General features: G+C 71.2%; 22 protein-coding genes and 1 tRNA gene. 9 read left to right on the plus strand and 14 right to left on the minus strand.

All coding sequences use genetic code 11. The features are described from left to right. The first annotated feature begins 11 nt into the window (after nucleotides 1-11). The 4 genes from glp to C6W10_RS09255 all read left to right on the plus strand — a co-directional run bounded on the left by glp (nucleotide 12) and on the right by C6W10_RS09255 (nucleotide 3,429). Nucleotides 12-1,331 (plus strand): gephyrin-like molybdotransferase Glp, encoded by a 1,320-nt coding sequence (gene glp, locus C6W10_RS09240; protein WP_107257714.1) that lies wholly within the window; start codon nucleotides 12-14, stop codon nucleotides 1,329-1,331. A 181-nt stretch (nucleotides 1,332-1,512) separates the two neighbouring features. Beyond that, nucleotides 1,513-2,154 (plus strand): GNAT family N-acetyltransferase, encoded by a 642-nt coding sequence (locus C6W10_RS09245; protein ID WP_107257715.1) that lies wholly within the window; start codon nucleotides 1,513-1,515, stop codon nucleotides 2,152-2,154. Between the two features lie 215 nt (nucleotides 2,155-2,369). Continuing rightward, the gene (locus C6W10_RS09250) at nucleotides 2,370-3,257 is read left to right on the plus strand and encodes a hypothetical protein (RefSeq protein ID WP_199853899.1); all 888 of its coding nucleotides are present in this window, start codon (nucleotides 2,370-2,372) and stop codon (nucleotides 3,255-3,257) included. A 98-nt stretch (nucleotides 3,258-3,355) separates the two neighbouring features. Then, a tRNA-Ala gene (locus C6W10_RS09255) sits at nucleotides 3,356-3,429 on the plus strand. A gap of 97 nt (nucleotides 3,430-3,526) precedes the next feature. On the opposite strand, the gene C6W10_RS09260 is transcribed toward C6W10_RS09255, so the two are convergent. From C6W10_RS09260 to C6W10_RS09270, 3 genes are all read right to left on the minus strand, one after another. Then, nucleotides 3,527-3,802, minus strand: a complete 276-nt coding sequence (locus tag C6W10_RS09260) for a hypothetical protein (RefSeq protein WP_107257716.1) — start codon at nucleotides 3,800-3,802, stop codon at nucleotides 3,527-3,529. A 305-nt stretch (nucleotides 3,803-4,107) separates the two neighbouring features. Continuing rightward, nucleotides 4,108-5,055: a toll/interleukin-1 receptor domain-containing protein gene (locus C6W10_RS09265; protein ID WP_107257717.1), complete on the minus strand. Its 948-nt coding sequence runs from the start codon at nucleotides 5,053-5,055 to the stop codon at nucleotides 4,108-4,110. Nucleotides 5,056-5,381: 326 nt separating this feature from the next. Next, nucleotides 5,382-6,452 (minus strand): VCBS repeat-containing protein, encoded by a 1,071-nt coding sequence (locus C6W10_RS09270; protein ID WP_159104526.1) that lies wholly within the window; start codon nucleotides 6,450-6,452, stop codon nucleotides 5,382-5,384. A 346-nt stretch (nucleotides 6,453-6,798) separates the two neighbouring features. Between C6W10_RS09270 and C6W10_RS09275 the strand changes: the two genes are divergently transcribed. After that, a complete protein-coding gene (locus C6W10_RS09275) occupies nucleotides 6,799-7,032 on the plus strand; it encodes a hypothetical protein (protein WP_107257719.1) in 234 nt (77 codons plus the stop codon). Between the two features lie 52 nt (nucleotides 7,033-7,084). On the opposite strand, the gene C6W10_RS09280 is transcribed toward C6W10_RS09275, so the two are convergent. The 3 genes from C6W10_RS09280 to C6W10_RS09290 all read right to left on the minus strand — a co-directional run bounded on the left by C6W10_RS09280 (nucleotide 7,085) and on the right by C6W10_RS09290 (nucleotide 11,757). Next, entirely contained in the window at nucleotides 7,085-7,912 is an 828-nt protein-coding gene (locus tag C6W10_RS09280; protein ID WP_107257720.1) for an SGNH/GDSL hydrolase family protein, read from the minus strand. 90 nt (nucleotides 7,913-8,002) lie between these two features. Next, nucleotides 8,003-9,529: a PQQ-binding-like beta-propeller repeat protein gene (locus C6W10_RS09285; RefSeq protein WP_107257721.1), complete on the minus strand. Its 1,527-nt coding sequence runs from the start codon at nucleotides 9,527-9,529 to the stop codon at nucleotides 8,003-8,005. Between the two features lie 581 nt (nucleotides 9,530-10,110). Then, on the minus strand, nucleotides 10,111-11,757 hold the full coding sequence (locus tag C6W10_RS09290) for a dolichyl-phosphate-mannose--protein mannosyltransferase (RefSeq protein ID WP_369938661.1): 1,647 nt from the start codon (nucleotides 11,755-11,757) through the stop codon (nucleotides 10,111-10,113). Between the two features lie 147 nt (nucleotides 11,758-11,904). Here C6W10_RS09290 and rsmI point away from each other — a divergent pair, with 147 nt between their 5' ends. Beyond that, nucleotides 11,905-12,765 (plus strand): 16S rRNA (cytidine(1402)-2'-O)-methyltransferase, encoded by an 861-nt coding sequence (rsmI, locus tag C6W10_RS09295; RefSeq protein WP_107263785.1) that lies wholly within the window; start codon nucleotides 11,905-11,907, stop codon nucleotides 12,763-12,765. A gap of 19 nt (nucleotides 12,766-12,784) precedes the next feature. Here rsmI and C6W10_RS09300 read toward each other — a convergent pair whose 3' ends face one another. Next, nucleotides 12,785-13,777, minus strand: coding sequence for a hypothetical protein (locus C6W10_RS09300; protein WP_234361676.1), 993 nt, complete (start codon nucleotides 13,775-13,777; stop codon nucleotides 12,785-12,787). A gap of 187 nt (nucleotides 13,778-13,964) precedes the next feature. Here C6W10_RS09300 and metG point away from each other — a divergent pair, with 187 nt between their 5' ends. Continuing rightward, nucleotides 13,965-15,767, plus strand: coding sequence for a methionine--tRNA ligase (metG, locus tag C6W10_RS09305; RefSeq protein ID WP_107257722.1), 1,803 nt, complete (start codon nucleotides 13,965-13,967; stop codon nucleotides 15,765-15,767). Nucleotides 15,768-15,841: 74 nt separating this feature from the next. Beyond that, entirely contained in the window at nucleotides 15,842-16,702 is an 861-nt protein-coding gene (locus tag C6W10_RS09310) for an SAM-dependent methyltransferase (RefSeq protein WP_107257723.1), read from the plus strand. Nucleotides 16,703-16,842: 140 nt separating this feature from the next. On the opposite strand, the gene C6W10_RS09315 is transcribed toward C6W10_RS09310, so the two are convergent. Continuing rightward, nucleotides 16,843-18,141 carry a DUF6236 family protein gene (locus tag C6W10_RS09315; protein WP_107257724.1) on the minus strand — a complete coding sequence of 433 codons (1,299 nt, stop codon included), beginning with the start codon at nucleotides 18,139-18,141 and terminating at the stop codon, nucleotides 16,843-16,845. A gap of 20 nt (nucleotides 18,142-18,161) precedes the next feature. Further along, on the minus strand, nucleotides 18,162-19,478 hold the full coding sequence (locus tag C6W10_RS09320) for a hypothetical protein (RefSeq protein WP_107263787.1): 1,317 nt from the start codon (nucleotides 19,476-19,478) through the stop codon (nucleotides 18,162-18,164). Between the two features lie 161 nt (nucleotides 19,479-19,639). Here C6W10_RS09320 and C6W10_RS09325 point away from each other — a divergent pair, with 161 nt between their 5' ends. Continuing rightward, nucleotides 19,640-20,548: a TatD family hydrolase gene (locus C6W10_RS09325; protein ID WP_107257725.1), complete on the plus strand. Its 909-nt coding sequence runs from the start codon at nucleotides 19,640-19,642 to the stop codon at nucleotides 20,546-20,548. Between the two features lie 9 nt (nucleotides 20,549-20,557). Here the strand turns inward: C6W10_RS09325 and C6W10_RS09330 are convergent, their stop codons facing one another. From C6W10_RS09330 to C6W10_RS09350, 5 genes are read right to left on the minus strand one after another with little or no spacing between them, the layout of a single operon-like run. Beyond that, nucleotides 20,558-21,640, minus strand: coding sequence for an Lrp/AsnC family transcriptional regulator (locus C6W10_RS09330; protein ID WP_107257726.1), 1,083 nt, complete (start codon nucleotides 21,638-21,640; stop codon nucleotides 20,558-20,560). Continuing rightward, nucleotides 21,637-22,527, minus strand: coding sequence for an alpha/beta fold hydrolase (locus C6W10_RS09335; protein ID WP_234361677.1), 891 nt, complete (start codon nucleotides 22,525-22,527; stop codon nucleotides 21,637-21,639). The genes C6W10_RS09330 and C6W10_RS09335 overlap by 4 nt, the downstream gene beginning before the upstream one ends. Continuing rightward, complete coding sequence (locus C6W10_RS09340; protein WP_107257727.1) at nucleotides 22,524-23,690, minus strand: Xaa-Pro peptidase family protein; 1,167 nt, start codon at nucleotides 23,688-23,690, stop codon at nucleotides 22,524-22,526. The genes C6W10_RS09335 and C6W10_RS09340 overlap by 4 nt, the downstream gene beginning before the upstream one ends. Before the next feature lie 7 nt (nucleotides 23,691-23,697). After that, nucleotides 23,698-24,621, minus strand: a complete 924-nt coding sequence (locus C6W10_RS09345) for an ABC transporter permease (RefSeq protein WP_234361678.1) — start codon at nucleotides 24,619-24,621, stop codon at nucleotides 23,698-23,700. Next, complete coding sequence (locus C6W10_RS09350) at nucleotides 24,618-25,583, minus strand: ABC transporter permease (RefSeq protein ID WP_107257728.1); 966 nt, start codon at nucleotides 25,581-25,583, stop codon at nucleotides 24,618-24,620. The genes C6W10_RS09345 and C6W10_RS09350 overlap by 4 nt, the downstream gene beginning before the upstream one ends. Nucleotides 25,584-25,636: the final 53 nt, after the last annotated feature.

The raw sequence follows: 25,636 nt of genomic DNA on the forward strand, positions 1-25,636 counted from the left end.
GAGGTGACGGTGTGACAGCGACGGCCGATGCCGAGGCGGCCGCCAACGAGCTGACGCCGCTCGCCGACTACCTGGGCAGCGTGCTGCGCAGGCTGCGGGCGCTTCCCCCGCTCGACCTCGACCTCACCCAGGCGTACGGCAACGTGCTCGCCGAGGACGTCGTGGCGCCGCACGCCTATCCGGCCTTCGACCAGGCGGCCATCGACGGGTACGCGGCGCGCTGGGAGGACATCTCCGGCGCGGGGCGTACCGGCGGGGTGGCCGGCGGTTACGGCCCGAGCCGGCTCGGCGACCCCCGCCCGGTACGGCTCAACGTCGTCGGCGACCTCGGCGCGGCGAGTTGGCGGCCGGTGCGGCTGACCCCGGGAGCCTGCTTCTCGGTGGCGGCCGGTTCGCCGCTGCCGATCGCCGCCGACGTGGTGGTGCCGGTGGAGTGGACCGACCAGGGCATGGCGGCGGTGGAGATCTTCCGGACCCCGAAGCGCGGCTACGGGCTGCGCCGGGCCGGGGAGGAGCTGCCGGCCGGTACCCTGCTGGCCCGCTCCGGCTCATACATCTCGCCGGCCCTGGTCGCGGTCTTCGCGGCGACCGGCATCGGGCACGTGGTGGTCCGGCCGAGTCCCCGGGTGGTGGTCGTGGCGACCGGGGACGAGCTGGTCGACGTCGGCCGGGCCAGCCAGCCGGGGCAGGTGGTCGACATCAACTCGCACGCGCTGACGGCGGCGGCGGCCGAGGTGGGCGCGCTGGCGTACCGGGTGGGCATCTGCGACGACGACCCGGAAGGGCTGCGCGGGCTGCTGGAGGACCAGACCCTCCGGGCCGACCTGATCATCACGACCGGCGGTACCGGTGCCGGACCGGGTGACATGATCCGCCGGGTACTGTCCCGCCGGGACGGTGGTCGGGCCAGCGCGGTGACCTTCATGGAGGTCGCCCTCTATCCCGGAAGCGCCCTCGGATTCGGTACGGTCGGAGCCGAGGAGGTGCCGGTGGTCTGTCTACCCGGTGAGCCCGGCGCGGCACTGATCGGCTTCGAGGTGCTGGCGAGGCCGGCGATCCAGTTGCTGGCCGGGGCCGAGCCGGTGTTCCGGCCCAGCGTCCGGGCACACCTGCTGGAGACGGTCTCCTCGCCGTCCGGGCTGCGGGAGTTCCGGCCGGCGCACGTGGCCGAGCGGCGCGGCGGGGGCTACACGGTGCAGCCGCTGCGCGGTGGGCCGTACACGCTCTCCGGGCTGGCCGAGGCGAACGGGCTGATGGTGCTCGGCGAGCGGGTGACCAGCGCGGCGGCCGGCTCCACGGTGGACGTGCTGCTGCTGGACCGGCGCCGGTGACGAGGCTGCCGCGCTGGCCGACCGCTGCCGGAAGCGGTGCCGGGGCCGTTGCCGGGAGCGGTGTCGGGACCGTTGCCGGGACCGTTGCCGGGAGCGGTGCAACGACCGTTGCCGGGAGCGGTGCCCGGAGCGGTGTCGGAGCGTTGACGAGGGGGCGTGGGGTGCCGACGGGACGCCGGGCGTGAACCTGGCCGCGACCCCGGGCTGGCCGGCCGTACTCCGGGACGGTGCGGTGCTGCTGCGCCCGTACCGGCGCTCGGACGCGGCGGTCTGGTCCGAGGTGCGCTGCGCCAACCAGGCCTGGCTGGCACCCTGGGAGTCGTCCCCGCCCGGTCGGTGGGACGAGATGAACTCTCCGGCCGCGTTCCGCTGGGTGCACCGCGACCAGCGCAGGCAGGCGCGTCACGGCGAGAGCATGCCGTTCGCGGTCTGCCTGGTCGAGGAGGGCCGGGAGCGGCTGGTCGGGCACCTGAACCTGGGCAACATCGTGCGCCGGGCGTTCTGCTCGGCGTACGTCGGCTACTGGGTGGACCGTCGGGTGGCCGGGCGCGGCGTGATCCCGACCGCGATGGCGCTCGCCGTCGACCACGCGTTCGGGCCGGGCGGACTGCACCGGATCGAGGTCAACATCCGGCCGGAGAACGGCCCGTCCCGGCGGGTGGTGGAGAAGCTCGGCTTCCGCGAGGAGGCGTACCACCCCCGCTACATGCACATCGACGGTGCCTGGCGCGACCACATCGGGTACGCGATGACCAGCGAGGAGGTCATCCGGGAGGGCGGTCTGCTGGCCCGCTGGCACCGGCTGCGCACCGCCGCGTCCTGACCTCGCCGCGCCGCCCTGTTGATCTCCTTAGTCGCTGGTCGGCCGGCGCGCCGCACGATATTCCTGGTGTGTCCCCGTAACCTGAAGTAATCGGGACGTGCGGCAACGTCGGACGGACCCGCGGCTCCGGGAGCCCGTCCGCGCCTGCCGTGGACGCACCCGGCGGTGCGGGAGGTGCTCGTCCGGTCGGTTGCCCGAGGTGGGTGACGGGAGGGATGAGGGTGCCGGCCTCGGTGCTCCTCGCCGTCCTCGCCGCAGCCGGTCTGCTCGCCCTCGCGCCGGCACTGGTCCGCCGGTACGACGCCACGGAGCGGCTGGCAGCGGAGCGGGCGCAGTCGACGGCGCGGGTGCTCCAGCGCCATCGACGGCGCCGGAGTGTCCCGGGACGGCAGCCGGTCAACCCGCCGCGTACCCGAATCATCACCCTGCGTGCCGGCGTTCTGCCCGCCGACGGCTCCGCCGAACCCGTCTCGCCGGCCGCCGGCCCCGGCTCGCCGGTCTCCGCGCCGCCGGCCTCCGGCTCATCCGTCTCCGGCTCATCTGTCTCCGGGTCTCCGGTCTCCGGGCCGCCGGGGAACGGTCGGCGGAGCCGTCGGCTGCGCTCGGTGCCCCGGACCCCGGGACCGGCCCGACGCCGGCCACCGCCGGCCCGGCACACTCCGGCCGTCTACCGGCGGCGCCGGGTCTTCGCCGCCCTGCTGCTGCTCAACTTCGTCGAGCTGGTCGGGGTGGTGCTGGTCAGCCCCGGCTTCTGGATCGGCTTCGCGACCACCGGCACGCTGCTGGCCGCCTACCTCGTACACCTGCGGAGCCGGGCCATCGCCGACCGTCGGCGGCGGCGCCTCCAGGCCCGCGAGGCGGCCTGGCTGGCCGCCCGGCAGGCGGAGGTCCGGCGCGCCCAGGCCCGCCGGGCGCAGGCCCGTCGGGAGGCGCAGCGTCGCCTCGCGGCCCAGCGAGAAGCGGTACGCCGGGCGGCGCTGGGGATGAACCGGATGGCCGACCTGCCGCCGGCGGCCAGTGGGGGTGGCCGGGCGGCGGGCACGGTCTCCTACCGCCGGGCCGGTGGCCTGCGCGGGCGGCCCTACGAGGCCGGCGGACGGTGAGCGGCGTCGCGTGACGTGTCGGCGGGGGCTGGTTCGCGCCCGGGGTGGCCGACCTGTTAGCCTTGGCGCCGGCTCGCCGTTCTGGGCGGGTTGGTCAAGGGGCTGTGGCGCAGACCGGTAGCGCACCTCGTTCGCATCGAGGGGGTCAGGGGTTCAAATCCCCTCAGCTCCACCCCAGGTCAAAGGCCGTCTCCGCTCGTCGGATACGGCCTTTTCGATCTTGTGCACCGGGGAAGTGCGGCAGTTGACGCCGACGGCGGTGATCGGGGCTAATCCGGGAGCGGCGTCGGGTGAATCGTGAAATAGACGAGTCCCCGTTCCTGGTGAACCGTACAACTCAGTTCGTAAGGGTCAACGGCGTGGATGTCGAAGACGAGAGTGACTCGGTTCGGCGCGAATCTCTGCGTCTCGGTGGGCTCGCCGAAGACGGCGGTGACTTCCCGCTGGTCCAGCCCTGCCCGCAAGGGGAGCCGGAGCGCGCCGGTCATGCTCTGCAGCGTTGACTCCGGCAGGGCGACGAGGTCGATCGCTACCGAACGCGTCACCTCGGGATCCGATTCGAGACGAAGCCACTCCGTGAAGCCCGACGCCTCGCCGATCTAGCAGCGCTCCATGTACTCCCAGCCGTGAAGCTGCGTAAGGTGCTCGGACGCGATGAAGTCCGCGAGGCGAAGCCGGCCGAAGGCGTGATGCGAAATCCCCAGCGGCTCCACCCGACACCCCTCCAATGATCGAGACTCGGCGTACGCCGATTGCAGGACTGATGACCTCGTCGACGGAGCACGGGTTGGCCGTGCGCGGTCAGGGCTTGTGGGGCTTGACCCGGGCAGCAGTGCCGCCGGGACGCGCCCTAGTCGGTCTTTCGCTCCACCGTCCGTACGACATCGCCGTCCTGGTCGTAGAGGATCTCCCGTAGCACGTGGCCGTCCTCGGAGTATTCGAAGAGCTTCCGGGTGTAGCCGTACGACAGGTCGGGTGCCCCCTCCAGCGTCACCACCCGCTCCTCCAGGACATTGTTGTGCCCGTCGTAGTCGAGGACCCGGTATGAACGGGCTCCGGTCTTCTCGACGAACTTCTTCACCCGGCGGCCGGTCGCCGGATCGTATTCGTACCGCCAGGTGTCGACGTAACGCCATCCGCCGGAACCATCCAACTCGTACATCATGTTTTCGACGACGCGACCGTGCTCGTCGAACGAAAACTGCTTGTAGTGGACGTTCGCGGCGTTGTAGTAGATGTCGGCCCGTGAAACGGTGCTCCGGGTCCAGGTGATGCAGATGCTCGGGCCGGTGGGTGCCACCTGCGTTATCTCGCCGATGCCGACGATTTCTCCGAACGGGGAGATTTCCAGCGCCTTGTACCAGCGCTGACCGGAGAAAAGGTCACTCTGTAGCTGGACCTTTCTGGCGAGCTTGCGCACGTTCTCCGCATAGAGTTTCTTGTTGGTGAAGTCGAGGTAGGCCCGGCCCGCGAGGCGGGCTGGTAACGGTTCGTCGACGCGCTGGATGAGGATGGGCAGGATGAAGGACTCGCGCCGCTCGCGGACCATGCGCGCGAAAGCCGTCTCGAACTCGATTCCCCGCACGTAGTACGACCGCAACGACGCCGGAGACAGTGCCAGGCAGAAGTAACGGCTCTGCTCGATGCCCTGCTCGATTGTCAGGTGGATGAGGTCGCCGACCTCGATTTCGATCGTGTCGAGCCAGACGTCGACATGGTGCTCCCGCAAGTCGGCGGCCAGCCTGTCGATGAACCGTTTGTTCTTGCGTGAATATGACAGGAACAGGTCATGGGCCATTGGAGGCTGCTCCAATCCCGGCACGAGCCTGCACTCGGGGGAAGTCTCTGCTGTGCTCGAATTTTACCCGACCTCCCCAAGGGAGCCGGATTCGGGCGGTGTCGGCAGGACCGCCCTGCCTATCCCCGACTCGGGTGCCAGGCCCGGGGCCGGCGCCAACAAGGCGGGTCTTGTACCGTCCCGGTCATGTAGGTGACAGACCACGCCGAACGCTCGGCGTCGGCAGGTGTACCGGTCTCCTCATCGCCGTCCTGGCGTCAACTCAGCTTCTACAGACGAGGGCGTGGGCGGCGGCGGAGGTCGTCCGACCGCCGCCCGCAGGATGATCAGTCCTTCATCTTCACCGTAACGACGCCCGTGTCGGTCAGACCATCCTGACTGAGGCGATAAACGAAGCTGTCCTGCAGCTTATGGGCTGCGGTGCGCTGGTAGGTCACCTCATAACGGGAGTCGTGGTTGGTGAGGAAACCATATTTGGGCGGAACGACGATGTTCAGGGTTGCGCCGGCGCTGACGACGTCGTTGTCCCGCACCTTGATCACCTTGGCCGTGGCGCGGTACGCGTGCGCGAGGTCGTCGTTGGCGATCGGACCGGTGCCGAAGGTGCGGTCACCGCGGTTGAGGAAGAGGCGCTCGCTGGTCTGGACGTCGGGTCGGCCGTCGGCGTTCCCGTCGACCACCTCGGCACTCCAGCCACCGTCGTCCCCTTGGTGCAGCCACGCCTTCGCGCCGTCATCGAATACAACCACGACGCCCATGGGTGGCTCGGTCGCGGCGGTATGGAAGGCGACCAGGGCGTCCATCGCACCGTTCCCGTCGAAGTCCGCGATCTGGTGGTCGTTGATTTCGCCGTCCTGCTGAATCGGTCCGGACGTCAGTTGACCGGCCGACGTGTTCAGGTAGGTGGTGAATCCGGCGCCCTGGTCGGTCCACCAGAACACGTCGGTGAGCCGGTCCCCGTTGAAATCTGCCGTTCCGATCTCGTTGAGTAGGATGTCCGACGATTCAAGGACCTCCGGAACAAAGTTTCGTAGTACGAAGATCGAGCCATGCGCCCCGCTGGGGCCGCCGTCGAACGAGCCGACGATCAGTTCGGTACTTCCGTTGCCGCCCAGGTCGACCGCCACTCCCATGTCCGGACAGTGCGAGACCGGTACACTAGCCCCCGGCGGCAGGTAAGGGTATTTCTCGACGGCGCCTGTGCCGCCCCACTGGACACTGATGGCGCACTGCCTCTGATCACTCGACCAGTCCGGATAGATGCGGTCGAGACGCCGGTCTCCGTTCAGGTCACCCCACAGCGGGTCGTTAGCTCCGCCGGCTTGGGCCGGCGCAACGCAGGTCAGCGATCCGAGTAGTACCGCGCTGACGAGTACGGCTAGTCGTCTTTTCCACATGGAGACTCCCTTCGTGGGCGTGGGTACGCCGCGATTCGGATCGAATCGCATGACCTATGGTCACGCAGAGCGCCCATGATGTCGCTGATAGTGTTCCGACAGCTACTCTCGACGGAGAGATGAAAAGGGTTAACTGACTGGCTGAGAATTTCGCGATGATCGCATGCACAGCCAACGAGGGGATCGACGCCGTTCGGCAGTTAGACGCACAACCCGCGATGGATGGGGGATGCGGCGTCCACAGATGTCCTGCCGACAATGCGCGAGACGGGCCGCAAGCCACACCGAAGGTGGCGGCTGGGCGTTCCGGGGCGTATCGGGGATGTCGCGCTCGTAACATGAGGGCGTGGAGTGGGTCACCGTACGCTTCTCGGGTGGTCCGGCCGACGGCACCGCCCGGGAGTTGCCGGCCGCACCCGGCGGCGGGCCGCCGCGCCGCTGGGTACTCAGCAGCGCTCCGGACGGTCCTCCGGAGCAGCCCGGCGTGGATCACCTCTACGAGTTGCGCCCCCAACAGGAGGCGGACGGCTGCTGGACGATGTCCTTCGTCCGCTCCGACCCGGTGGGCATGACCGAGTAGCGCCGCCGGGGGCGGAGGGCCCGTACGGCCCAGGCCGCCGACGGCGTACCGGTCAGGACCTGCTGGCGGCGGCGGCCCGGAGGGCGGTCTCGACGATGCCGGCGTATCCGACGTGGCCGGCCCGGTTCGGGTGGTACGACTCCCCGATCGGGTTGGAGGTGCCGTTCAGCCACTCGACGTCGTCGCAGACCGCGTGCCCGGTGAACGGGCCCCGGGCGTCGACGAAGGCGAACCCGTGCGCGGCGGCCCGGGCGGCGATGGTGGTGGCGAGCAGGTCCGCCGCGGCGTTGAGTTCGGCCTGCTCACCGGGGGAGATCCGGGCGATGATGTTGCACTCCTCGCCGTTGAAGAGGCGTGGATAGCCGACCACCGCGACCCGGGCGTTCGGGGCCAGGCTGCGGATCCGGGAGTAGAGCTGGTCGAGCCGGCCCGGCAGGGTGTTCCGGATGGTGCTCTCCGCACTGTCGATCTGCGACCAGCAGGTGGTCGGCCAGGGCAGCGCGCACTGCACGATCACGGACGACCAGCCGATGTCGTTGCCGCCCGCCTGCACGGTGACGTAGCTGGTGGCCGAGTTCAGGCTGCCGAGCTGCCCGCTGAGCACGCTGGAGGTGGTGGCTCCGGCGCAGGCCGGGAAGCTGAGCGTGGCGCCGAGCCGGGCGGCGTCGAGCGCCGGGTAGGAGTGCCGGGAGCGCTGGCAGGAGCCGCTGTCCGGGTAGTACTCCCGGGTGCCGGTGCCGGAGGCGTACGAGTCGCCGAGCGCGGTGTAGGTGGTCGCCGCCGCCTGCGCGGGTACGGCGGCCAGCGCGACGGTGAGCGTGCTGACGAGTGGAAGGGTGGCGGCGGCTAGCAGGGGGACCAGACGACGAGGCAGCGGCATGGTTGTTGGCCTCCTGACATAGGCGAATGTAGATGTCAGGTTGGCAGATACCTGCGTCGCGCGGAAGTGGCCGTGCAGGTTTCTTCCGGGTCAGCGGACCGCGATGGCGTGGAACGCGCCGGCCCGGGTGCCGACGTAGATCCGGCCACGCCAGACCGCCGGAGTCGACTCGATGCAACCGCCGAGCTTGACCTTCCACAGTGGCTTCGGCGCGACCCTGGTGTCGGCGACGTCGTACGCGTGCAGCGTCCCGGCGCAGTCCCCGATCACCAGTACGTCGTCGACCACCACCGGCGACTGCCAGGTCGGGCCGGGCAGCTCGAACCGCCACCGTACGGACCCGGTCGCCCGGTCGACGCCGAGCACCTCGCCGCCCTGGGTGTCGAAGATGGCGAGATCCCGGTGCAGGGCCGGACTGCCCCAGATCCCGGCCGGCCGATCGGCGTGGTCGTCGACGTGCCACACGCTTGGGTCGCCCTTGCGTGACGGGGCGAGCTTCATCATCTGCCCGACCTGTTTGGAGCGCGCGGTGCCGCGCTCGTACTCCGCGCCGACGTAGAGCGCGCCGGTCTCGTCGACCGCGATCGAGGCGTCGGTGTCGTCACCGGTCCAGAACCGGAACACCCGTTTGGGCTTGCGCCCCTGCTTCAGTCCGCTGATGTCCCAGCCCTGGACCAGCCCGCCGGAGTTGGCGAAATAGACCACGTTGCCGAAGACGGCGACCGAGTTCTCGATCGAGACCATCCGGTCGTCCACGTCGCGCAGGAGCTGGGCGTCCCAGCCGGGAGCGTTGAACACCAGCTTCGGCTTGACCGTGACCCTGCCGTCGGCGGCGTACCCCCGGTTGAGCTTGACGATGTGGAACTGGCTGTTCTCGCCACCGAGCAGGAGGTAGTCGTCGAGGATCAGGCCGGCACCGTCGAAGTCGTCGTTCCACATCGTCGGCGAGACCGCCCGGGCGGACAGTTTCCACAGCTCGGTCGGCCTGCCCCGGTCGATCGCGATGACCCGGTAGTAGTTGTCCCGCGATCCCGAGTAGACCAGCGGGAACCCGTCCGGGTCGACGGTGACGGAACCCTTGATGATGTCGCCGGTCGGAAAGTCCGGCAGGATCCGCTCACCGGTCTCGCCGTCCAGGAAGTGGATCCTGTGGTCGTACGCCCCGAAGACCACCCAGGTCCGACCGTCCCGCTCGAAGACGGCGGGTTGGCCGGTCCAGCCCGTACCGCACCAGACCCGGGTGCCCTTCTCGTCGGTCGACTTTCCGCAGAGGCCACCGCTGCGCGGAAACTGCCAGCGCCGGGCCGGAGTGGTCCGGGGCATCGGCCCGGTGCCGTAGTACGTCCGGGTCGGGTTGCCCCGGAAGGTGAGCAGGCCGTCGACCTTGTCGCCGTACGGCTTGCCGACCAGGGCCGGATCGGACCAGCCGGTGAACGGGGTGGGTTTGGCCGCACCCAGCCCGCCCGGAGTGGGAGTGGCGCTGCCCGACCAGCTCGGTGCGGCCTCCGGAGCGTCGCCGCCCAGGTCGCAGGAGGTGAGGCCGAGTACGGCCACCAGGCCGACCACGACGAGCCGGGTCGGAACGGGGGTGAATCCTGAACGCAGTGGTCCGGTCACCGCAACAGTGTGCCTACCGAGAGCGACTATCGGCAGCAGCGCTATTCGGTCGTTTCGATGTCGGCTCGTTCCGTCGGGTTCGCCTGATGATCGGTGGAGTGGCCATCCGGTGAACGGGGGAGCCCGGGGCCGGTGGTCGGGGCCGCACGAGGCGGCGACGCAGCTGCCGGGCGGCCGGCTTCCGGTCGCCTCGGGCGCTCGCGAAACCGACCGTTCCGGCGGGGCTGATGCCCGTCCGAGCGCTCTGCCCCATACGCCCGTTGTGCTCGGCGGTGCGTCGGTCGGAAATCTGACTTAACACCACCCGTTGTGCCGCTGATCCAGGGTGGTTAAGCTCCTTGGTGCGCGCCCCAATCGCCCGCTTCCCCCGTGGCAGGCGATCGGGGCGCGCACCTATGTCCGGCCCTATGTCCGGCCCCTGTCGTGGGCCGAGCAGCCCTCCCGAGCAGCCCTCCCGAGCAGCCTTTCCGAGCTGCCACACCATCCCGCAGCTGTTCCGGTGGCCGTCCACGGTGGAACCAGGCCGGGCGGGCACCGAAGCGCGCGCCGCCCGACCGGTCCGCCCCGACCGTCGCGAAGCGTCAGATCCAGCGGTTGCCGAGCCACATCCGGGTCGACCACTCGGCGTAGGGCAGGATCTGCCCCACGAAGATCGGGTGGAAGTAGGCGAAGCAGATCGCCACCAGCAGGACGTAGGTGCCGGCGATGATCGCGCCGATCATGCGGCGGTCGCTGGTCCGGCCGCCGTGGCCGCCGTCGCCCTCCGACCCGGCGGGTGGATCGGCGCCGGCCGGGGGGCCCGCCGGTGCCGGGGAGCGGGCCGGGCCGGTGATCACGCCCAGCACGTAGGTGACGGCCAGGATCATGAACGGCACCACCGGCGCGACGTAGAAGAAGAACATCGTCCGGCCTTCGAACGCGAACCAGAACCACGGCAGCAGGCCGGCGGCGACCGGCAGCAGGATCGCCGGGGCCCGCCAGTCCCGCCGGGCCAGGCCCAGCCAGACGAGCGCGGCCATCGCCGGGAGGAACGACCACCACAGGATCGGGGTACCGAGCAGCAGGATCTCCGACGCGCAGCTCGGAGCCCCGCAGGCGCCCTGGTCGGACCAGTGGAACGCGACCGGCCGGCCGAGCAGCAGCCACTGCCACGGCCAGGACTGGTAGACGTGTTTGTCGTCCAGCCCGGAATGGAACCTGAGCGCCTCCTGGTGGTAGTGCCAGAGGTTCTGCAGGCTGCCGATGACCGGCAGGCTGGACTGGCCGGTGTCGGCCCGCCAGTTCCGGAAGTAGCCGTTGTCGCTGGCGAACCAGCCGGACCAGGTGGCGAGGTAGACGAGCCCGATCAGCACCCCGGCACCGAGCAGCCACAGCCCCTCGTCGACGAAGGTGTCCCGCCACGGCCGGCGTACCCCGGCGGAGCGTCGGGCGCCGACCTCCCAGAAGACGACCAGCAGGGCGAAGACCGGTACGAAGTACAGCGCGCTCCACTTCACCCCGAACGCGCAGCCGAGCATCACGGCGGCGAGCAGGCGCCACCACGGCACCCCGTCGGACCAGCGGAACGGCGGCCGGTTGCGCCGTCCCGGCTGGCTCGGGTCGAGGCCGGACTCGATCGCCCGCAGCCAGCGCTTGCGCCGGACGTCCCGGTCGACCACCAGGGCGCCGAACGCGGCGAGGATGAAGAACATCAGGAAGATGTCGAGCAGTGCGGTGCGGGAGAGCACCAGGTGGAAGCCGTCCAGCGCCATCAGCAGCCCGGCGGTGCAGCCGAGCACGGTCGACCGGAACATCCGGCGGGCGATCCTGATCAGCAGCAGCACGGAGAGCGTCCCGATCGCCGCGGCGGAGAACCGCCAGCCCAGCTCGTTGTAGCCCCAGATCTGCTCGCCGACCGCGATCATCCACTTGCCGAGCGGCGGGTGCACCACGTACGCGGCGGTGTTGTTCTTCTCGTCCCATTCGATGCCGCGCAGCAGCAGGTTGTGCGCGTCGGTGGCGTAGTAGATCTCGTCGAAGATCTTGCCCTTGGGATTGCTCAGTCCGACGAAGCGGAGAATGCCGGCGATCAGCACCACCACGGCGGTGGCCAGCCAGGACCACGGTTCGAGCCTGGCGTCGAACGGGGCCAGCCGGCGGCTGATGATCGCGGGTATGCCCCCGCCGGGACGCCCGGTGCGCTCGGTGGTGGCCGTCCCGCCCGGGGTGGCCGAGACCACCTCGACCACCGGGGTCGGCGGCGGCCCGGCGGTGCCCGGGCTCTCGGTCTGCGCTGTCGACGCCAGAGTCACCCCGTGATCGTAGGCTGCGATGGTGTGAAACGGGGCACGACGCTCGCTATCTGCGATGACAGTTATCGATGAAGGAGTCAGCTGGTGGGAAAATCGCCCGGTAACGGCCGGCTGATCCTGCTTGGCGCGCCGCTCGGCAACCCCGGCGACGCCTCGGCACGGCTGCGGGACGCCCTCGGTGAGGCCGACGTCGTCGCCGCCGAGGACACCCGCCGGCTGACCCGGCTGGCCCGGGACCTGGGCGTGACCATCACCGGCAAGATCGTGTCGTACTTCGAGGGCAACGAGGAACGCCGTACCCCGGATCTGGTCGACGCCGCCGGAGACGGCGCCCTGGTGGCGCTGGTGACCGACGCCGGCATGCCGAGCGTCTCCGACCCCGGCTACCGGCTGGTCCGGGCCGCGCTCGACGCGGGGGTGCCGGTCACCGTGGCGCCCGGCCCGAGCGCGGTCACCACCGCGCTCGCGCTCTCCGGCCTGCCCACCGACCGCTTCTGCTTCGAGGGCTTCCTGCCCCGCACCGGCGGCCCGCGCCGGGCCCGGCTGCGGGCGCTCGCCGCCGAGGAGCGCACCCTGGTCTTCTTCGAGGCGCCGCACCGGGTGGCCGGTGCGCTCGCCGACCTGGCCGCCGCGTTCGGCCCGGAGCGGCCGGCGGCGCTCTGCCGCGAGCTGACCAAGACCTACGAGGAGGTGTTGCGCCGCCCGCTCGGCGAGCTGGCGACCTGGGCCGGCACCGGCGAGCCGCGCGGCGAGATCACCCTGGTCGTGGCGGGCGCCCCGGCGGTCGCCGCGCCGGTCCCGGCCGCCGCCGACCTGCGGGCCGCGGTCGCCGACCTGGAGGCCGAGGGTACGTCCCGACGCGACGCCATCGCCGCCGTCGCCACGGAGTACGGGTTGCGCAGGCGGGACGTCTACTCCGCCGTGCACCCCCCGACGTCGGGCTGATCCCTCGCCCGCCGGAGGGTCAGTAGGCGGCGGCCAGGAAACCGGCGGTGAGCAGCAGCGGGCCGGCGACGCTGACCAGGGCGGCGGCGTGCCGGTTGCGCCGCTCCGGCAGCCGCAGCGCCCCGGTGGTCCAACCGGCTCCCGCGCAGCAGAGCAGCACCATCCCGAGGCCGAGTACCCAGCGCAGGTGCAGCAGGCCGGTGCCGACGCCGACGTACGCCTTGCCGCTCTCCGTACCGGTCATCCGGGCGGTCAGCCGGCTGCCGAACTCCCGGTGCGCCCCGTCGACCCCGACCAGCCGGACGTCGTGCACCCGCAACAGGCCGCTGTCGGCGCGGAACTCGCCCCGGCAGTGCTGCCCGAGCCCCCGGCCGGTGCAGGTCTCCACCGTCGCCGTGCCCAGTTCGCCGTGACCGACGGCGAGCCAGAAGGGTTCGGCGCTGACCCAGGCGAAGAAGCTGGCGACCAGGGAGCAGAGGATCATGCCGGCGAGCCCCAGCGCCGGGTTCCGCTGCCGTTTCGGCGGTCGGGGTACCCGTTGCCGGGCGGCGGTCGCGGCCGGGTCCTTCGGCCGGCCGTACCAGGTCCGGGGGGTCGGCTGCACGGGTGTGCCGTCCCAGTGGACCTCCTCGATCGGCAGCCAGAAGTCGTCCTCGTCGACCGTCTCCTGGCCCGATCCGGGTGCGGCGGTCGGCAGCGCGCCGGTCGGCCCGTTCCAGGTCGGTACCGCCCGGGGCGCCCGCTGGGGCAGCATCGCGAGCGGTGCGCCGGTGGTCGGCTCGATCCCGGACGGGCCGGCGAGCGTGCCGGGGGCTCCGAGCCAGGCCGAGCCGAGCGCGGGGGTGGCACCCCGGAACGGTCCGGCCGGCGCCGGCTCGTGTTCCGGGGCGGGCCGCTGCCGTGGTTGCCCGTCGGCGGGTACGGGGGCGGTCTCGGCCGCCGCCGACGGCTGGGGCTCGGCCTCGGAAGGGCACGTTTCCGCTGCTTGCTGGCGACCCTCGTGGCCCGTCACCCGTCCATTGGACAACGCTGATCCGGCCCGCGACGGCAGCGCGATACGCGTGTCGAAGGAGAAAAAAGTCGGATATCAGTCTGAATATTGGCAGGTTAGGCGATCTTTCCGCAAAGCGACCGTCGATGCGGCCGGGGTACGGCGTTGGTTCGCGGTACTCCGAGCGTGGTCACTAGGCTTGCTTCCCATGAGTCACGTTCTCGCGGCGGTTGCCTGGCCGTACGCCAACGGCCCGCGCCACATCGGCCATGTCTCCGGCTTCGGGGTCCCCTCCGACGTGTTCAGCCGGTACATGCGGATGGCGGGGCACGACGTACTCATGATCAGCGGTACCGACGAGCACGGCACGCCGATCCAGGTGCAGGCGGACAAGGAGGGGGTCACCCCGCGCGAGCTGGCCGACCGCTACAACCGGGTGATCGTCGAGGACCTGCACGGCCTCGGTCTCTCCTACGACCTCTTCACCCGGACCACCACCCGCAACCACTACGCGGTGGTGCAGGAGCTGTTCGAGACGCTGCACCGCAACGGCTACATCGTCCCCAAGGTCACCATGGGGGCGATCTCGCCGTCGACCGGCCGTACCCTGCCGGACCGCTACATCGAGGGCACCTGCCCGATCTGCGGCTACCCGCACGCCCGGGGCGACCAGTGCGACAACTGCGGCAACCAGCTCGATCCGATCGACCTGGTCAACCCGCGCTCGAAGATCAACGGCGAGACGCCGCAGTTCGTCGAGACCGAGCACTTCTTCCTCGACCTGCCCGCCTTCGCGCAGGCGCTGGCGAAGTGGCTGGACGGCCGGGAGGGCTGGCGGCCGAACGTACTGCGCTTCTCCAAGAACCTGCTGGACGACCTCCAGCCCCGCGCGATCACCCGCGACCTGGAGTGGGGCGTACCGATCCCGCTGGAGGGCTGGCGCGACCGCAGCGACAAGCGGATCTACGTCTGGTTCGACGCGGTGATCGGCTACCTGTCGGCGTCGATCGAGTGGGCCCGGCGCTCCGGCGACCCGGAGGCGTGGCGGCGTTGGTGGGCCGCGGACGCCGAGGGGAAGGACGCCCGGGGCTACTACTTCATGGGCAAGGACAACATCGTCTTCCACTCGGTGATCTGGCCGGCGCTGCTGCTCGGCTACGACGGCGAGGGTGACCGGGGCGGCGAGCCGGGTGGCCTGGGCCGGCTCAACCTGCCGACCGAGGTGGTCTCCAGCGAGTTCCTGACCATGGAGGGGAAGAAGTTCTCCTCGTCCCGGCAGGTCGTGATCTACGTACGCGACTTCCTGGCCCGGTACGACGCCGACGCGCTGCGCTACTTCATCGCCGTCGCCGGCCCGGAGAGCCAGGACACCGACTTCACCTGGGCGGAGTTCCTGCGCCGCAACAACGACGAGTTGGTCGCCGGCTGGGGCAACCTGGTCAACCGCTCGATCTCGATGGCCGCGAAGAACTTCGGCGCGATCCCGCCGATCGACCCGGCCGGCCTGACCGAGGCCGACGAGGCGCTGCTCGCCACCGCGCGGGCCGGGTTCGGCACCGTCGGCGAGCTGATCGCCAAGCACCGGCAGAAGCAGGCGATCGGCGAGGCGATGCGGGTGGTCGCCGAGGCGAACAAGTACCTCTCCGAGCAGGCCCCGTGGAAGCTGAAGAGCGAGGCCGACAAGCCCCGGATGGGGACCATCCTGCACGTCGCGCTCCAGGTGGTCAGCGACGCCAATACCCTGCTCACGCCCTTCCTGCCGCACTCGGCGCAGCGGGTGCACGAGCTGCTCGGCGGTACCGGCGTACACGCGCCGATGCCGTCGATCGTGGAGGTCGACGACCTCGACGGCGGGCCGTCGTACCCGGTGCTGACCGGGGACTACACGGTCGGGGCGAAGTGGGAGTCGGTGCCGGTCGAGGCGGGGCGGGCGCTCTCCGCGCCGAAGCCGGTTTTCCGCAAGCTCGACCCGTCGATCGTGGACGAGGAACTCGCCCGACTCGGTGATTGATCCATTCCTCCCGGTACGATTCCTCATCCCACTTCCCCCGAGTCGGAGACGGTGTCAACTGTGGAGCTGTTGTCGTGACCGCGCCCAATGACGGAAGCAAGCCGCAGATTCGGCAGGACGTGCCCACCCCGGCACGGATGTACGACTACTGCCTCGGCGGGAAGGACAACTTCCCGGTCGACCGGGCGGCCGTACTGGCCGTACACAAGCAGTTTCCGGAGGGTGTGACCGAGGCCCGGAACAACCGGCTCTTCCTCTACCGGTTGGTGCGCTTCCTGGCCCGCGACGCCGGGATCCGGCAGTTCCTCGACATGGGCAGCGGGCTGCCGACCCAGGCCAACGTGCACCAGGTGGCCCAGGAGTTCCAGCCGGACGCCCACGTCGTCTACGTCGACAACGACCCGATCGTGCTGGCCCACGGGCGGGCGCTGCTCGCCGACGACCGCACCACCACCGTGATCGCGGCGGACATGACCGACTCGGAGCGGATCCTCCGTGACCCGGAGACGCGGAAACTGATCGACTTCTCCCAGCCGGCCGCGGCGCTGTTCCTCTCCATCGGCCACTCCATCGTCGACGACGCGTCGCTGCGCGACATGCTCGTCACCGTGTGGGGCGCGCTCGCCTCCGGCAGCTACCTGGCGTTCTCCCAGGTGTGCGGGGTGGACCAGGCCACGGTGGACGAGGGCAACGAGATGACCAAGCGGCTCGGCCTGGCCTGGCGCAACCGCACCACCGACCAGGTCGTCGAGCTGATGAGTGGCCTGACCGGGGCGGAACCGGTGGAGCCGGGCCTGGTGAAGGTCGTCGACTGGCGTCCCGACCCCGACCAGCCGCTGCTGGCACACGTCGACGAGCCGCTACGTCCGTACCTGGAATCGCCGCCGGAGAACCAGCGCTCCATGGAGTGCGGCATCGTGTTCCGCAAGCCCTGAGCCGGCGGAGCGGCCACCACCTCTCTGGGCGAGGTGCCACAGAGTCACCAAGGTGACTCTGTGGCACCTCCGCGGATCGGCACATCGGTGCGCGGAGCTGCTACCGGGAGTTCCGGCGACGGCGGTTGTCGCGACCGCGGTCAGCGGCGGCCCCGCCGCTCGGGGACCGCCCGCCGGATGGCCGACCGGATCTGCGCGACGGTGTCCGACGGACCGAACTCGTGCCGCAGCTCCAGCAGATAGCCGGAGGGGTGGCCGGCGAGGACCTGCCTCCGCTGGTCGAAGGCGCTGCCCACCGCGCCGACGAGGCATCCCGCGACCACACCCGCGCTGGTCACGACCGGCGGCAGGTGGACGGCGTTGGCCAGCACACCCAACGCCGCCGGCGGGGCGAGCGTCTGGAGACTGAGGACGGCCCGGACCGGCACCAGGCCGAGCCGGCCGAGCGTACGTTCCATCTCCGCGAGCGGGTGGGCGATCCGGCTCTGCACGTGGTTACGCAGCTTGGCCGCACGCACCTCCGGATCCCGGACGGCACTGATCGCCACGAAGTCCGGGCTGAGGGAGTCGAGGAATTCGCGGTACTGCAGCAGCTGCGGCAGCAACCGCCGTCGCGCCTCGATGATCCGCTCGACCGGAATCTCCGCCAGGTCGCGCGGGAGGACCGTCTCCAGCGCCAACACCGCGAACGCGTGGCTGTAGTCCGTCGGATCCTCGGACACCACCCCGATCTTCTCGTCGAGGAGGATCCGCGCCATCGCCTCGATCGTCCAGCCGGAGGTGGCCGCGGTGGCCAACGGCTGGTCGGTGATCGGCGTCATCCCGTTCTCCCGGGCGATGACGTCGGCGAGGATCGCCAGGTAGACCCCGGCCAGCCGGTGGTGCATCGCCAGGTCGTCGAGGGAGAGCACCCTGCCGTCCGAGGCGCGACGCCACTGGTAGCTGCGGGACACCAGCAACCCGTCGTCCGCCAACCGCTGCGTCAGCGCGTACGACATCTTGCCCGGATGGATCTCCTGGAGTCGGGGGTCGAGCGGCAGGGGCTCGTCGTACACGTGCCAGGTGCGCAGCGATTCGACGCCGAGTGCCTCGGCGCCGTACCGGGGCGTGAGTTCGTCCCGGTACCGGTCGAGGAAGTCGAAGAACAGCGCGTCGACCTGGTTCGCGGTGTCCACCGGCCGGTCCCGGGCCTCGTCGTAGAAACGGTCGACTCGTCGGAGCAGGTCGCTGTCCACCCAGGAACGGTCACGCCAGCCGGGCGGTACGTCGATGACGAAGTTCAACTCGTCCCGGAGCCGCTTCACCGTGTCGGAGTCGTGCAGGGCCTGGTAGTCGTCCGGGCGGATCCGACCGAGCTGGGGCCAGTGCAGGGCGGCCGCCTTCACCCAGGCGTCCCCGGGAAGGTTGACGTACGGAAAATAGAGGGCGACGTCGCTCATGGGTACCAGGATGCCTGCTCTCAGATCTGGTACGGCACGTCCAGGAGCTGGTCGTCGGTGACCTCGACCGCCGGTGCCCAGGACTCGTAGACCCCGCGCTCGTAGCACTGCGCGCCGAGCGCCGCCACGTTGTCCGGGTCCGGCCGGCAGAGCCGTACCCGCAGCCAGCCGCCCTCCTCGCGCAGCACCAGGCAACGGGTGTCGCGCCAGTTGACGTACCGGGCCCGGCGGGTGAGCGTCTCCACCGGATAGCGGGCCGCCCGGGTCATCGCGAGTACCCGGAACTCGCCGGGCGGGTCGGCGACCGCCTCGTGCTCCTGCCCCCGGTAACCGCCGATCAGCAGGGTGGACCGGATCGCGTCGCTGGTCGAGACGTACTCCTGGTCGGGTGAGACCCCGGGCACCGAGGCCAGCAGGTGTCGCCAGCGCGGCCCGGCCATCCGCAGCCAGCCGCGCTGTTCCGGCTGGTAGGTGTAGAGCACCACCTCGTCCCCGTCCGAGGTGTGTGCCAGCAGGGCGGCGTTCGCCGGCAGCGGCAGGTCGGCGAAGTCCCGGGTGACGAACTCCGGGATCAGGTGCCGCCCGCTCGGGGTGAACCCGGTGCCGAGCACCGGCGGCCCGATCCGGTCGTGCGGCGGCATCGTGATCAGACCCTGGTGTCCGGCGGCGAGTGGCGCGACGTAGTCGACCGGATCGGTGGCCCGCCAGCGCAGCAGGTACGCGACCTCGGGCACCGCACGCCCCGCCTCCGAGTCGGTACGCAGCAGCATCTGGTCGGCCGGGGTACGCAGGTGCGCCACGTCGTACTCGCGGTAGCAGAAGCCGTACGGCAGCCAGCCGCGCAGCAGGAAGCCGGCGAACTGCGCGGCGGAGAGCGCCTTGACCATCTGACTGCCGCGCCGCACGGTCGCCGACTCGCGTACCGAGACCAGCACCGGGTCCTCGGCGGCGGCCGGGCTCTGGCTGAGGCCGTGGATGTCCGTCCAGCCCCAGACCCGGTGCAGTGGTGCGCTCAGCGGGCTGTCCGGCACGCCGAGACCGTTCGCCCGCGCACCGCCCGGACCGCCACCGCCACCAGCACCAGCACGAGCACCGCCACCGCCGGCCGTCCGGGTACCCGGCAGGAGCCCGACCTCGCTGGCGTGGGCGTACCGGTGGTAGGGGTAGCGGGCGTCGGGGCGACGGTCCCGCTCGAACCCGGGCGCCGGTTCGGTGCTGAACAGCTCGTACGCGGCACCCCGGGCGAGTTCCTCGGCCGGGTGCACGGCCTCGCCGTACCGGACCCGGAGTCCGGCCGGCGTCTCGGGCACCGCACCGACCGGCGGGGACACGCTCACCGCGCCGACGCTAAGACCGGTCGGCGCCCGTCCGGTGAACATCCGGTTACCGGCCGGGGTGGCCGGGGTGCTCCGGACGCGATCTGGCGATTCGGCTGGTCGCCCGGCGCCGGTTCGGTCGGGTACCGGCCGCCGGTTCGGCCGACACCGGCCGATATGTGATGCTGGCGGCGATGACAGAGCAGCAGCCGACCGAGAGCCGCCGGACGCGGGCCGCCCGCCGGGCGGGGGAGTTTCCACCCGTACCGGAGCCACTGCCGATCCCGGTGATCGACAGCCACACCCACCTCGACATCACCCTCGCCGAGGCGGCCGCCCCGCCGTGGAACGGCCGGTTGGACGACCCGGTGGCGGCGGCCGTGTCGGTGGCGGCCCGGGTCGGGGTGGACCGGCTGGTGCAGGTCGGCGTCGACGTCGCGTCGTCCCGGTGGGGTGCCGAGCTGGCCCGGCGACAGCCGGCGGTGCTGGCCACGGTGGCGCTGCACCCGAACGAGGCGCCCCGGCTGACCGATCTCGACGAGGCGCTGCGCGAGATCGAGTCGCTCGCCGCCGAGGACCGGGTACGCGGGATCGGCGAGACCGGGATGGACTTCTTCCGTACCGGGGACGAGGGGCGGGCGGCCCAGGAGGCGAGCTTCCGGGCACACATCGCGATCGCCAAGCGGTACGCCAAGCCGCTGGTGATCCACGACCGGGACGCGCACGCCGACGTGCTGCGGATCCTCGACTCCGAGGGCGCCCCCGAGACGGTGGTGCTGCACTGCTTCTCCGGGGACGCCGAGTTCGCCGCCGAGTGTGTCCGGCGCGGCTACCTGCTGAGTTTCGCCGGTACGGTCACCTTCGGCAACGCCGCCGGGCTGCGCGAGGCGGCCCGGGTCACCCCGCCGGACCAGATCCTGGTGGAGACCGACGCCCCCTACCTGACCCCGATGCCGCACCGGGGGCGGCCGAACGCGTCGTACCTGATTCCGCTGACCGTCCGGTCGCTGGCCGAGACGACCGGCGCCGACCTCGACGAACTCTGCGCGGCGATCTCCGCCACCGGCGACCGGGTCTTCGGCCCCTGGTGACCGCGCGGCTCAGCCCGACGGCCGGCGGCTCCGCGTGGCACGGCCGTTGCCGGACGGTGTCCCGCCGCCCGGCCCGGCCGGTACCGGGACGCCACCCATGCCCTCGGCGGCGAGTCGCCGGGCGGCCCACGGGGTGATCACGAAGCCGCGCTTGACGGTGAGTAGCTGCACCCCGGCCGTCCACGCCTGGATGCCGTCGATCCCGCCGAGGGTCTTGGTGGTGAACTCGAAGACGTCGGCGTGGGTCGGCAGGATCACCTCGCACATCAGCGACTCCTGGCCGAGCGTCGCGGCGACGTAGCGGACGCCGCGCAGCGCGGCCAGCTCCCGGGCCACCCCGTCGAGCCGGGACGGCGCCACCGAGAGCCAGAAGAAGATCTCCGCCTCGAAGCCGAGCGCCGTCGCCGGAACCAGCGTGATCACCTGTACGCAGCCGGCGTTGTACAGCGACTCGAACCGCCGCCGGACGGTGCTCTCGCTGACCCCGAGCCCGCCGGCCACGGCCTGGAAGCTGTTCCGGCCGTCCTCGCGGAGCGCCGCGATGATCAGCTCGTCGAGTTCGTCGAGGTGTGCCGGCGGGCAGTCGTGCACCGGCGGCGGGGCGACGAGCTGGGGTTCGGTGCCGAGCAGGTGCCGGGACCACTCGTGGGTCGACTTGTAGGTGTGCAGGTTCAGGTCGGCGACGCTGCCCTGCACGCCGGGGATCTTCTGCAAGCCGTTGAGCAGCACGCTGTGCAGGCTGGTCCCCTTCGGCACCAGTACCTCGGCCACCAGGTCGTAGACCCCGGTCACCAGGGCGACGAAGCGGATCTCCGGCATCGCGGCCAGCGCCTGCGCGGCGGCGAGCTGGCTCCCGGCCGCGCAGCGGATCCGCACGATGAGCAGGTCGGCCGGGCCGCCGCCGGGCTGCGGCGCGGCGGCGACCTTGACCAGCCCGTCGGCGAAGAGCTGCTGGGCGCGGCGGGCCACGGTGGTGACCGAGGTACCGGTGAGCTGGGCGATCTCCGTCCAGCTCGCCCGGCCGTTGACCTGGAGCGCGGCGACGATGCGCCGGTCGGTCGGATCGAGGTCGTAGGTCTCGCCCGGGATCATGCCTGGCGCGCCGGTATCCCGGCCAGGAACTCCCGGACGACCTGCTGGAACCGCTCCGCCTCCTCCACCTGCGGGGAGTGCCCGGAGTGCTCGAAGACCACCAGTTTCGCGTCCGGGATCAGTCGGGCGATGGTTTCGCTGCACTCCACCGGCGTGATCCAGTCATGTCGACCCACGGTGACCAGGGTCGGGCAGGAGATCCCCGGGAGCAATGACTTGATGTCGTAATTCGGCTGGTTGACGGCGAATGCGAAGTTGTGCGTGGCGTACCGGTACGGAGTATTTTCCACCCGTTGCCGTACCTTGTCCCAATCCAGCTCGTGGTCGTAGAGCGGCAGGATCTCCGCCCAGCAGTCCCGCAGGTCCTCGTCGTCCCGGACCGTGCCGGACATGATCCGGTCCAACTTCACCCGGTCGATCTCCACCCGCGCCGAGTCGAGCGCGTTGCGCAGCGCCAACTCCTGGTTGGCGTTGTCGGCGGCGGTGTCCCGGAGCACCAGCGCGGCCACCCGCTGTGGATAGCGGATCGCGTACTCCATCGAGATGAAGCCGCCGTACGAGCCGCCGGCCATCACGATCCGCTCCGCGCCGATCCACTCCCGCAGCCCGTCCACGTCGGCCGCCCACTGCTCGTGGGTGAAGGGCCCGTTCCCCTCGCTCGCCCCGGAACCCCGGGCGTCGAAGACCAGCACCCGGTACTCGTCGGCGAAGGCCGCGAACGACGCCCTCGGCTCGGCCATCGAACCCAGCCCCGGCGCGCCGTGATGCACGATCATCACCGGCTTCTCCGGCGCGTCGCCCGGCGCGTCGTCGCCGAGCACCAGCACGTTGAGCCGGTTGCCGTTGATCTCCACCATCGTCGGTTCGCTGGTCACGCTCACGCTCATGCTCCGATCACGATCTCGGCTAGGTCCCGGGGATAGCTGGTGAGCCGGCGCGGCCCGTCGTCGGTCACCAGTACGGTGTCCGAGATCCGGTAGCCGGCGTGTCCGGGCACGTACACCCCGGGTTCGCTGGAGAGCACCATGCCGGGCACCAGCACCGTGTCGTCGCCGTCGGCCACCCAGGGCGGCTCGTGGAAGCCGAGCCCGATCCCGTGCCCCTGCCGGTGCCGCAGGTATTCGCCGAGCCCGGCCCGACGGATCACCTCCAGGCAGGCCCGGTTGGCGTCCACGCAGCGGACCCCCGGGCGCAGCGCCTCGGTGCCGACCTGCTGCGCCTCCCGCACCACCTCGTAGTAGCGGCGCTGCTCGGCGGTCGGCTCGCCGAGCAGGAAGGTCCGCTCGCTCTCCACGAACCGGCCACCGACCGCACAGCCGAGCGAGAGCATGAACGGCTCGCCGTGCCGCAGCCGGTCCCCGCCGGGCAGCCGGTGCGGCTGGGCCGAGTTCGGGCCGCCGTACACCAGGCCACCGGTGAGCATCGGCACCACCACGACGTCGTCGTGCTCGGCGTACATCTTCGCCGCGCCGTACCGGGTGACGTGCCCGGCCAGCTCCGTCTCGGTCGGCAGCTCACCGCCGCCGGCCAGCGCGTCGGCGACCAGCCGGACCCCCTCGGCCAGCATCGCGTCGGCGATCCGGGCCGCCTCGGCGTGCAGGGCGATCTCCTCCGGCGTCTTGCGCAGCCGCAGCGTCCCGACCAGGTCGGTCGGCTCCCAGGCGGTACCGGGAAAGGCCCGGCCGAGGCCGGCGACCCGGGCGACCGAGGTGGACGGGGCGTAGCCGGCCCGGACCGGCGGCACCGGCACCGCGTCCCGGAGCACCGCCCACGGGCTCCGCTCGCCGGGGAACTCGGGATAGACCACCAGGTCGGCGGCGGCCCGCTGGTCGGCCGCGTACTCCCGCTCCAGGTCCGGGACGAGCAACAGCACGGCGCCGTCCCGGGCCAGGTAGGCGGCGACCGGGCGCTCGTTGGGAAAGTGCGAGAAACCCGTCAGGTACGCCACGTCGAGCGGATCGTCCAGCAGCAGCGCGTCCAGCCCGACCCGGTCCAGTTCGGCCCGGACCCGTTCGTGCAGCGCGGAGTAGCAGGAAGCAGCCAGTCGCACCGGCTCGTCACCTCGTCCTCGGATTGCGGGCGTCGTTGTACGCCACGGCGAGCAGGGTGGTCGCCACCACCAGCAGCAGGATGGCCAGCGACGGGAAGAGCGTGGTCCACCAGGCGGTGGCCAGCGAGCCGGAGCGCTGCGCCTGGTGCAGGATCGTCCCCCACGACCAGCTGTTCGGGTCGCCGAGGCCGAGGAACGAGAGCCCCGCCTCGGAGAGCACCGCCCGGGAGGTGGTCAGCACCACCGAGACCGCGACCACCGGCGCGACGCCGGGCAGCACGTGCTTGCGGATGATCCAGAGGTGCGAGCCGCCGATCACGTGGGCCGCCGAGACGTACGGCATCGGCACCACGGCCAGCCCCTGGGAGCGGACCACCCGGGCCACCTCGGGCCAGCTGAAGACCGCGATCACCACCACCAGGGTCGGCACGCTCGGCCCGGCCAGCGCGGCGACCAGGATCATCAGCGGCAGTACCGGCAGCGAGAGCGAGACGTCGACGATCACTCCGAGTACGAGGTCGGCCGGCCGGAAGTACGCCGCGGCGACCCCGACCAGTACCCCGATCACGATCGCCAGCAGGCTGGCCGCCAAACCGACCACGATGCTGACCCGGGTGCCCCAGACCACCTGGGCGAAGACGTCCCGCCCCAGGTCGTCGGTGCCGAACCAGTGCCCGGCACCGGGGCCGGCGAGCACCTCTTCGCCGTACCCGCTGGGGTAGTCGGCGATCAGCGGCGCGGCCAGCGCGACCAGGCCGAGCAGCAGCAGGATGCCGGCGCTGACCAGGCCGAGCGGGTTGCGCCGGAACGACTGCCAGGTCTGCCGGGCCACCGACTCGGACGGCGGCAACCCACCGGCGGTCGGGGTCGCGGTCGCGGCCGGCGGTGGCGCGTCACCCGGCGGCGGCATCAGGGCATCGGTCGCGGTCACGCCGTCCTCACCCTCGGGTCGAGCAGTCCGTAGGCGAGGTCGGTGAGCAGGTTGGCGGCGATCACCGCGAAGGCGAGCATCAGGAACGCGCCCTGCAACACCGGGAAGTCGAGCTGGCCGACCGCCTCGAAGATCGCCCGCCCCACACCCGGGTACGCGTAGATCGACTCGGTCAGCACCGCCCCGCCGACCAGGAAGCCGAGTTGCAGCCCGACCAGCGTGGTGGTGGGCAGCAGCGCGTTGCGCAGCGCGTGCCGCCAGACCACCTTCCGGTTCGGCAGCCCCTTGGCCCGGGCCAGCGTGCAGTAGTCCTCGCCGAGCGCGTCGATCAGGGTGCTGCGCAGGGTCAGCACGTACGAGCCGAGCTGCACGAGCACGAGCGACAGGCAGGGCAGGATCAGGTGCAGCGCGATGCTGCCGTACGCGGCCAGCCCGTAGACGTCGTCGTCCATCGCGCCGCCGATCGGCAGGATGCCGAAGACCACCCCGAAGACGTAGAGCAGGAACACCCCGATGCTCGGGATGAAGAGCGACTGTCCGGTGATGCCACCGACCTGGATCAGCCGGTCCAGGGTGCCCTTGGCCCGGGTGGCCGCGAGCACGCCGAGCGGGATGCCCAGCGCCACGGTCACCACCAGCGCGGAGCCGGCCAGCAGCAGGGTCCAGGGGAGCCGCTCCAGCAGGATGTCCAGCACCGGCTGGTTCTGCCGGAACGACACCCCGAGGTTGCCCTGGAGGAGCTGGGTCAGATATTCCCAGTACTGCACCGCCAGCGGCCGGTCCAGGCCGTAGTCGCGCAGCAGTTCGGCCCGCAGCTCCTCGGTCATCCCCGGGTCCGCCACCGCCAGGGCCGGGTCGCCGGGCAGCAGGCGGAGCAGGAAGAACGTCACGGTCACCGCGAACCACATGGTCAGTACGCCGCGCAGCAGGCGGCGGGTGACGAACCGGGCACCAGCGGGCATGGCCTCTCTCCTTTCCTGGCTTGGCGGGTCAGGGCGGGGCCGCACCGGGCTGG

It is taken from the genome of Plantactinospora sp. BB1, assembly GCF_003030385.1.
In the GTDB taxonomy this organism is placed as follows: Bacteria; Actinomycetota; Actinomycetes; order Mycobacteriales; family Micromonosporaceae; genus Plantactinospora.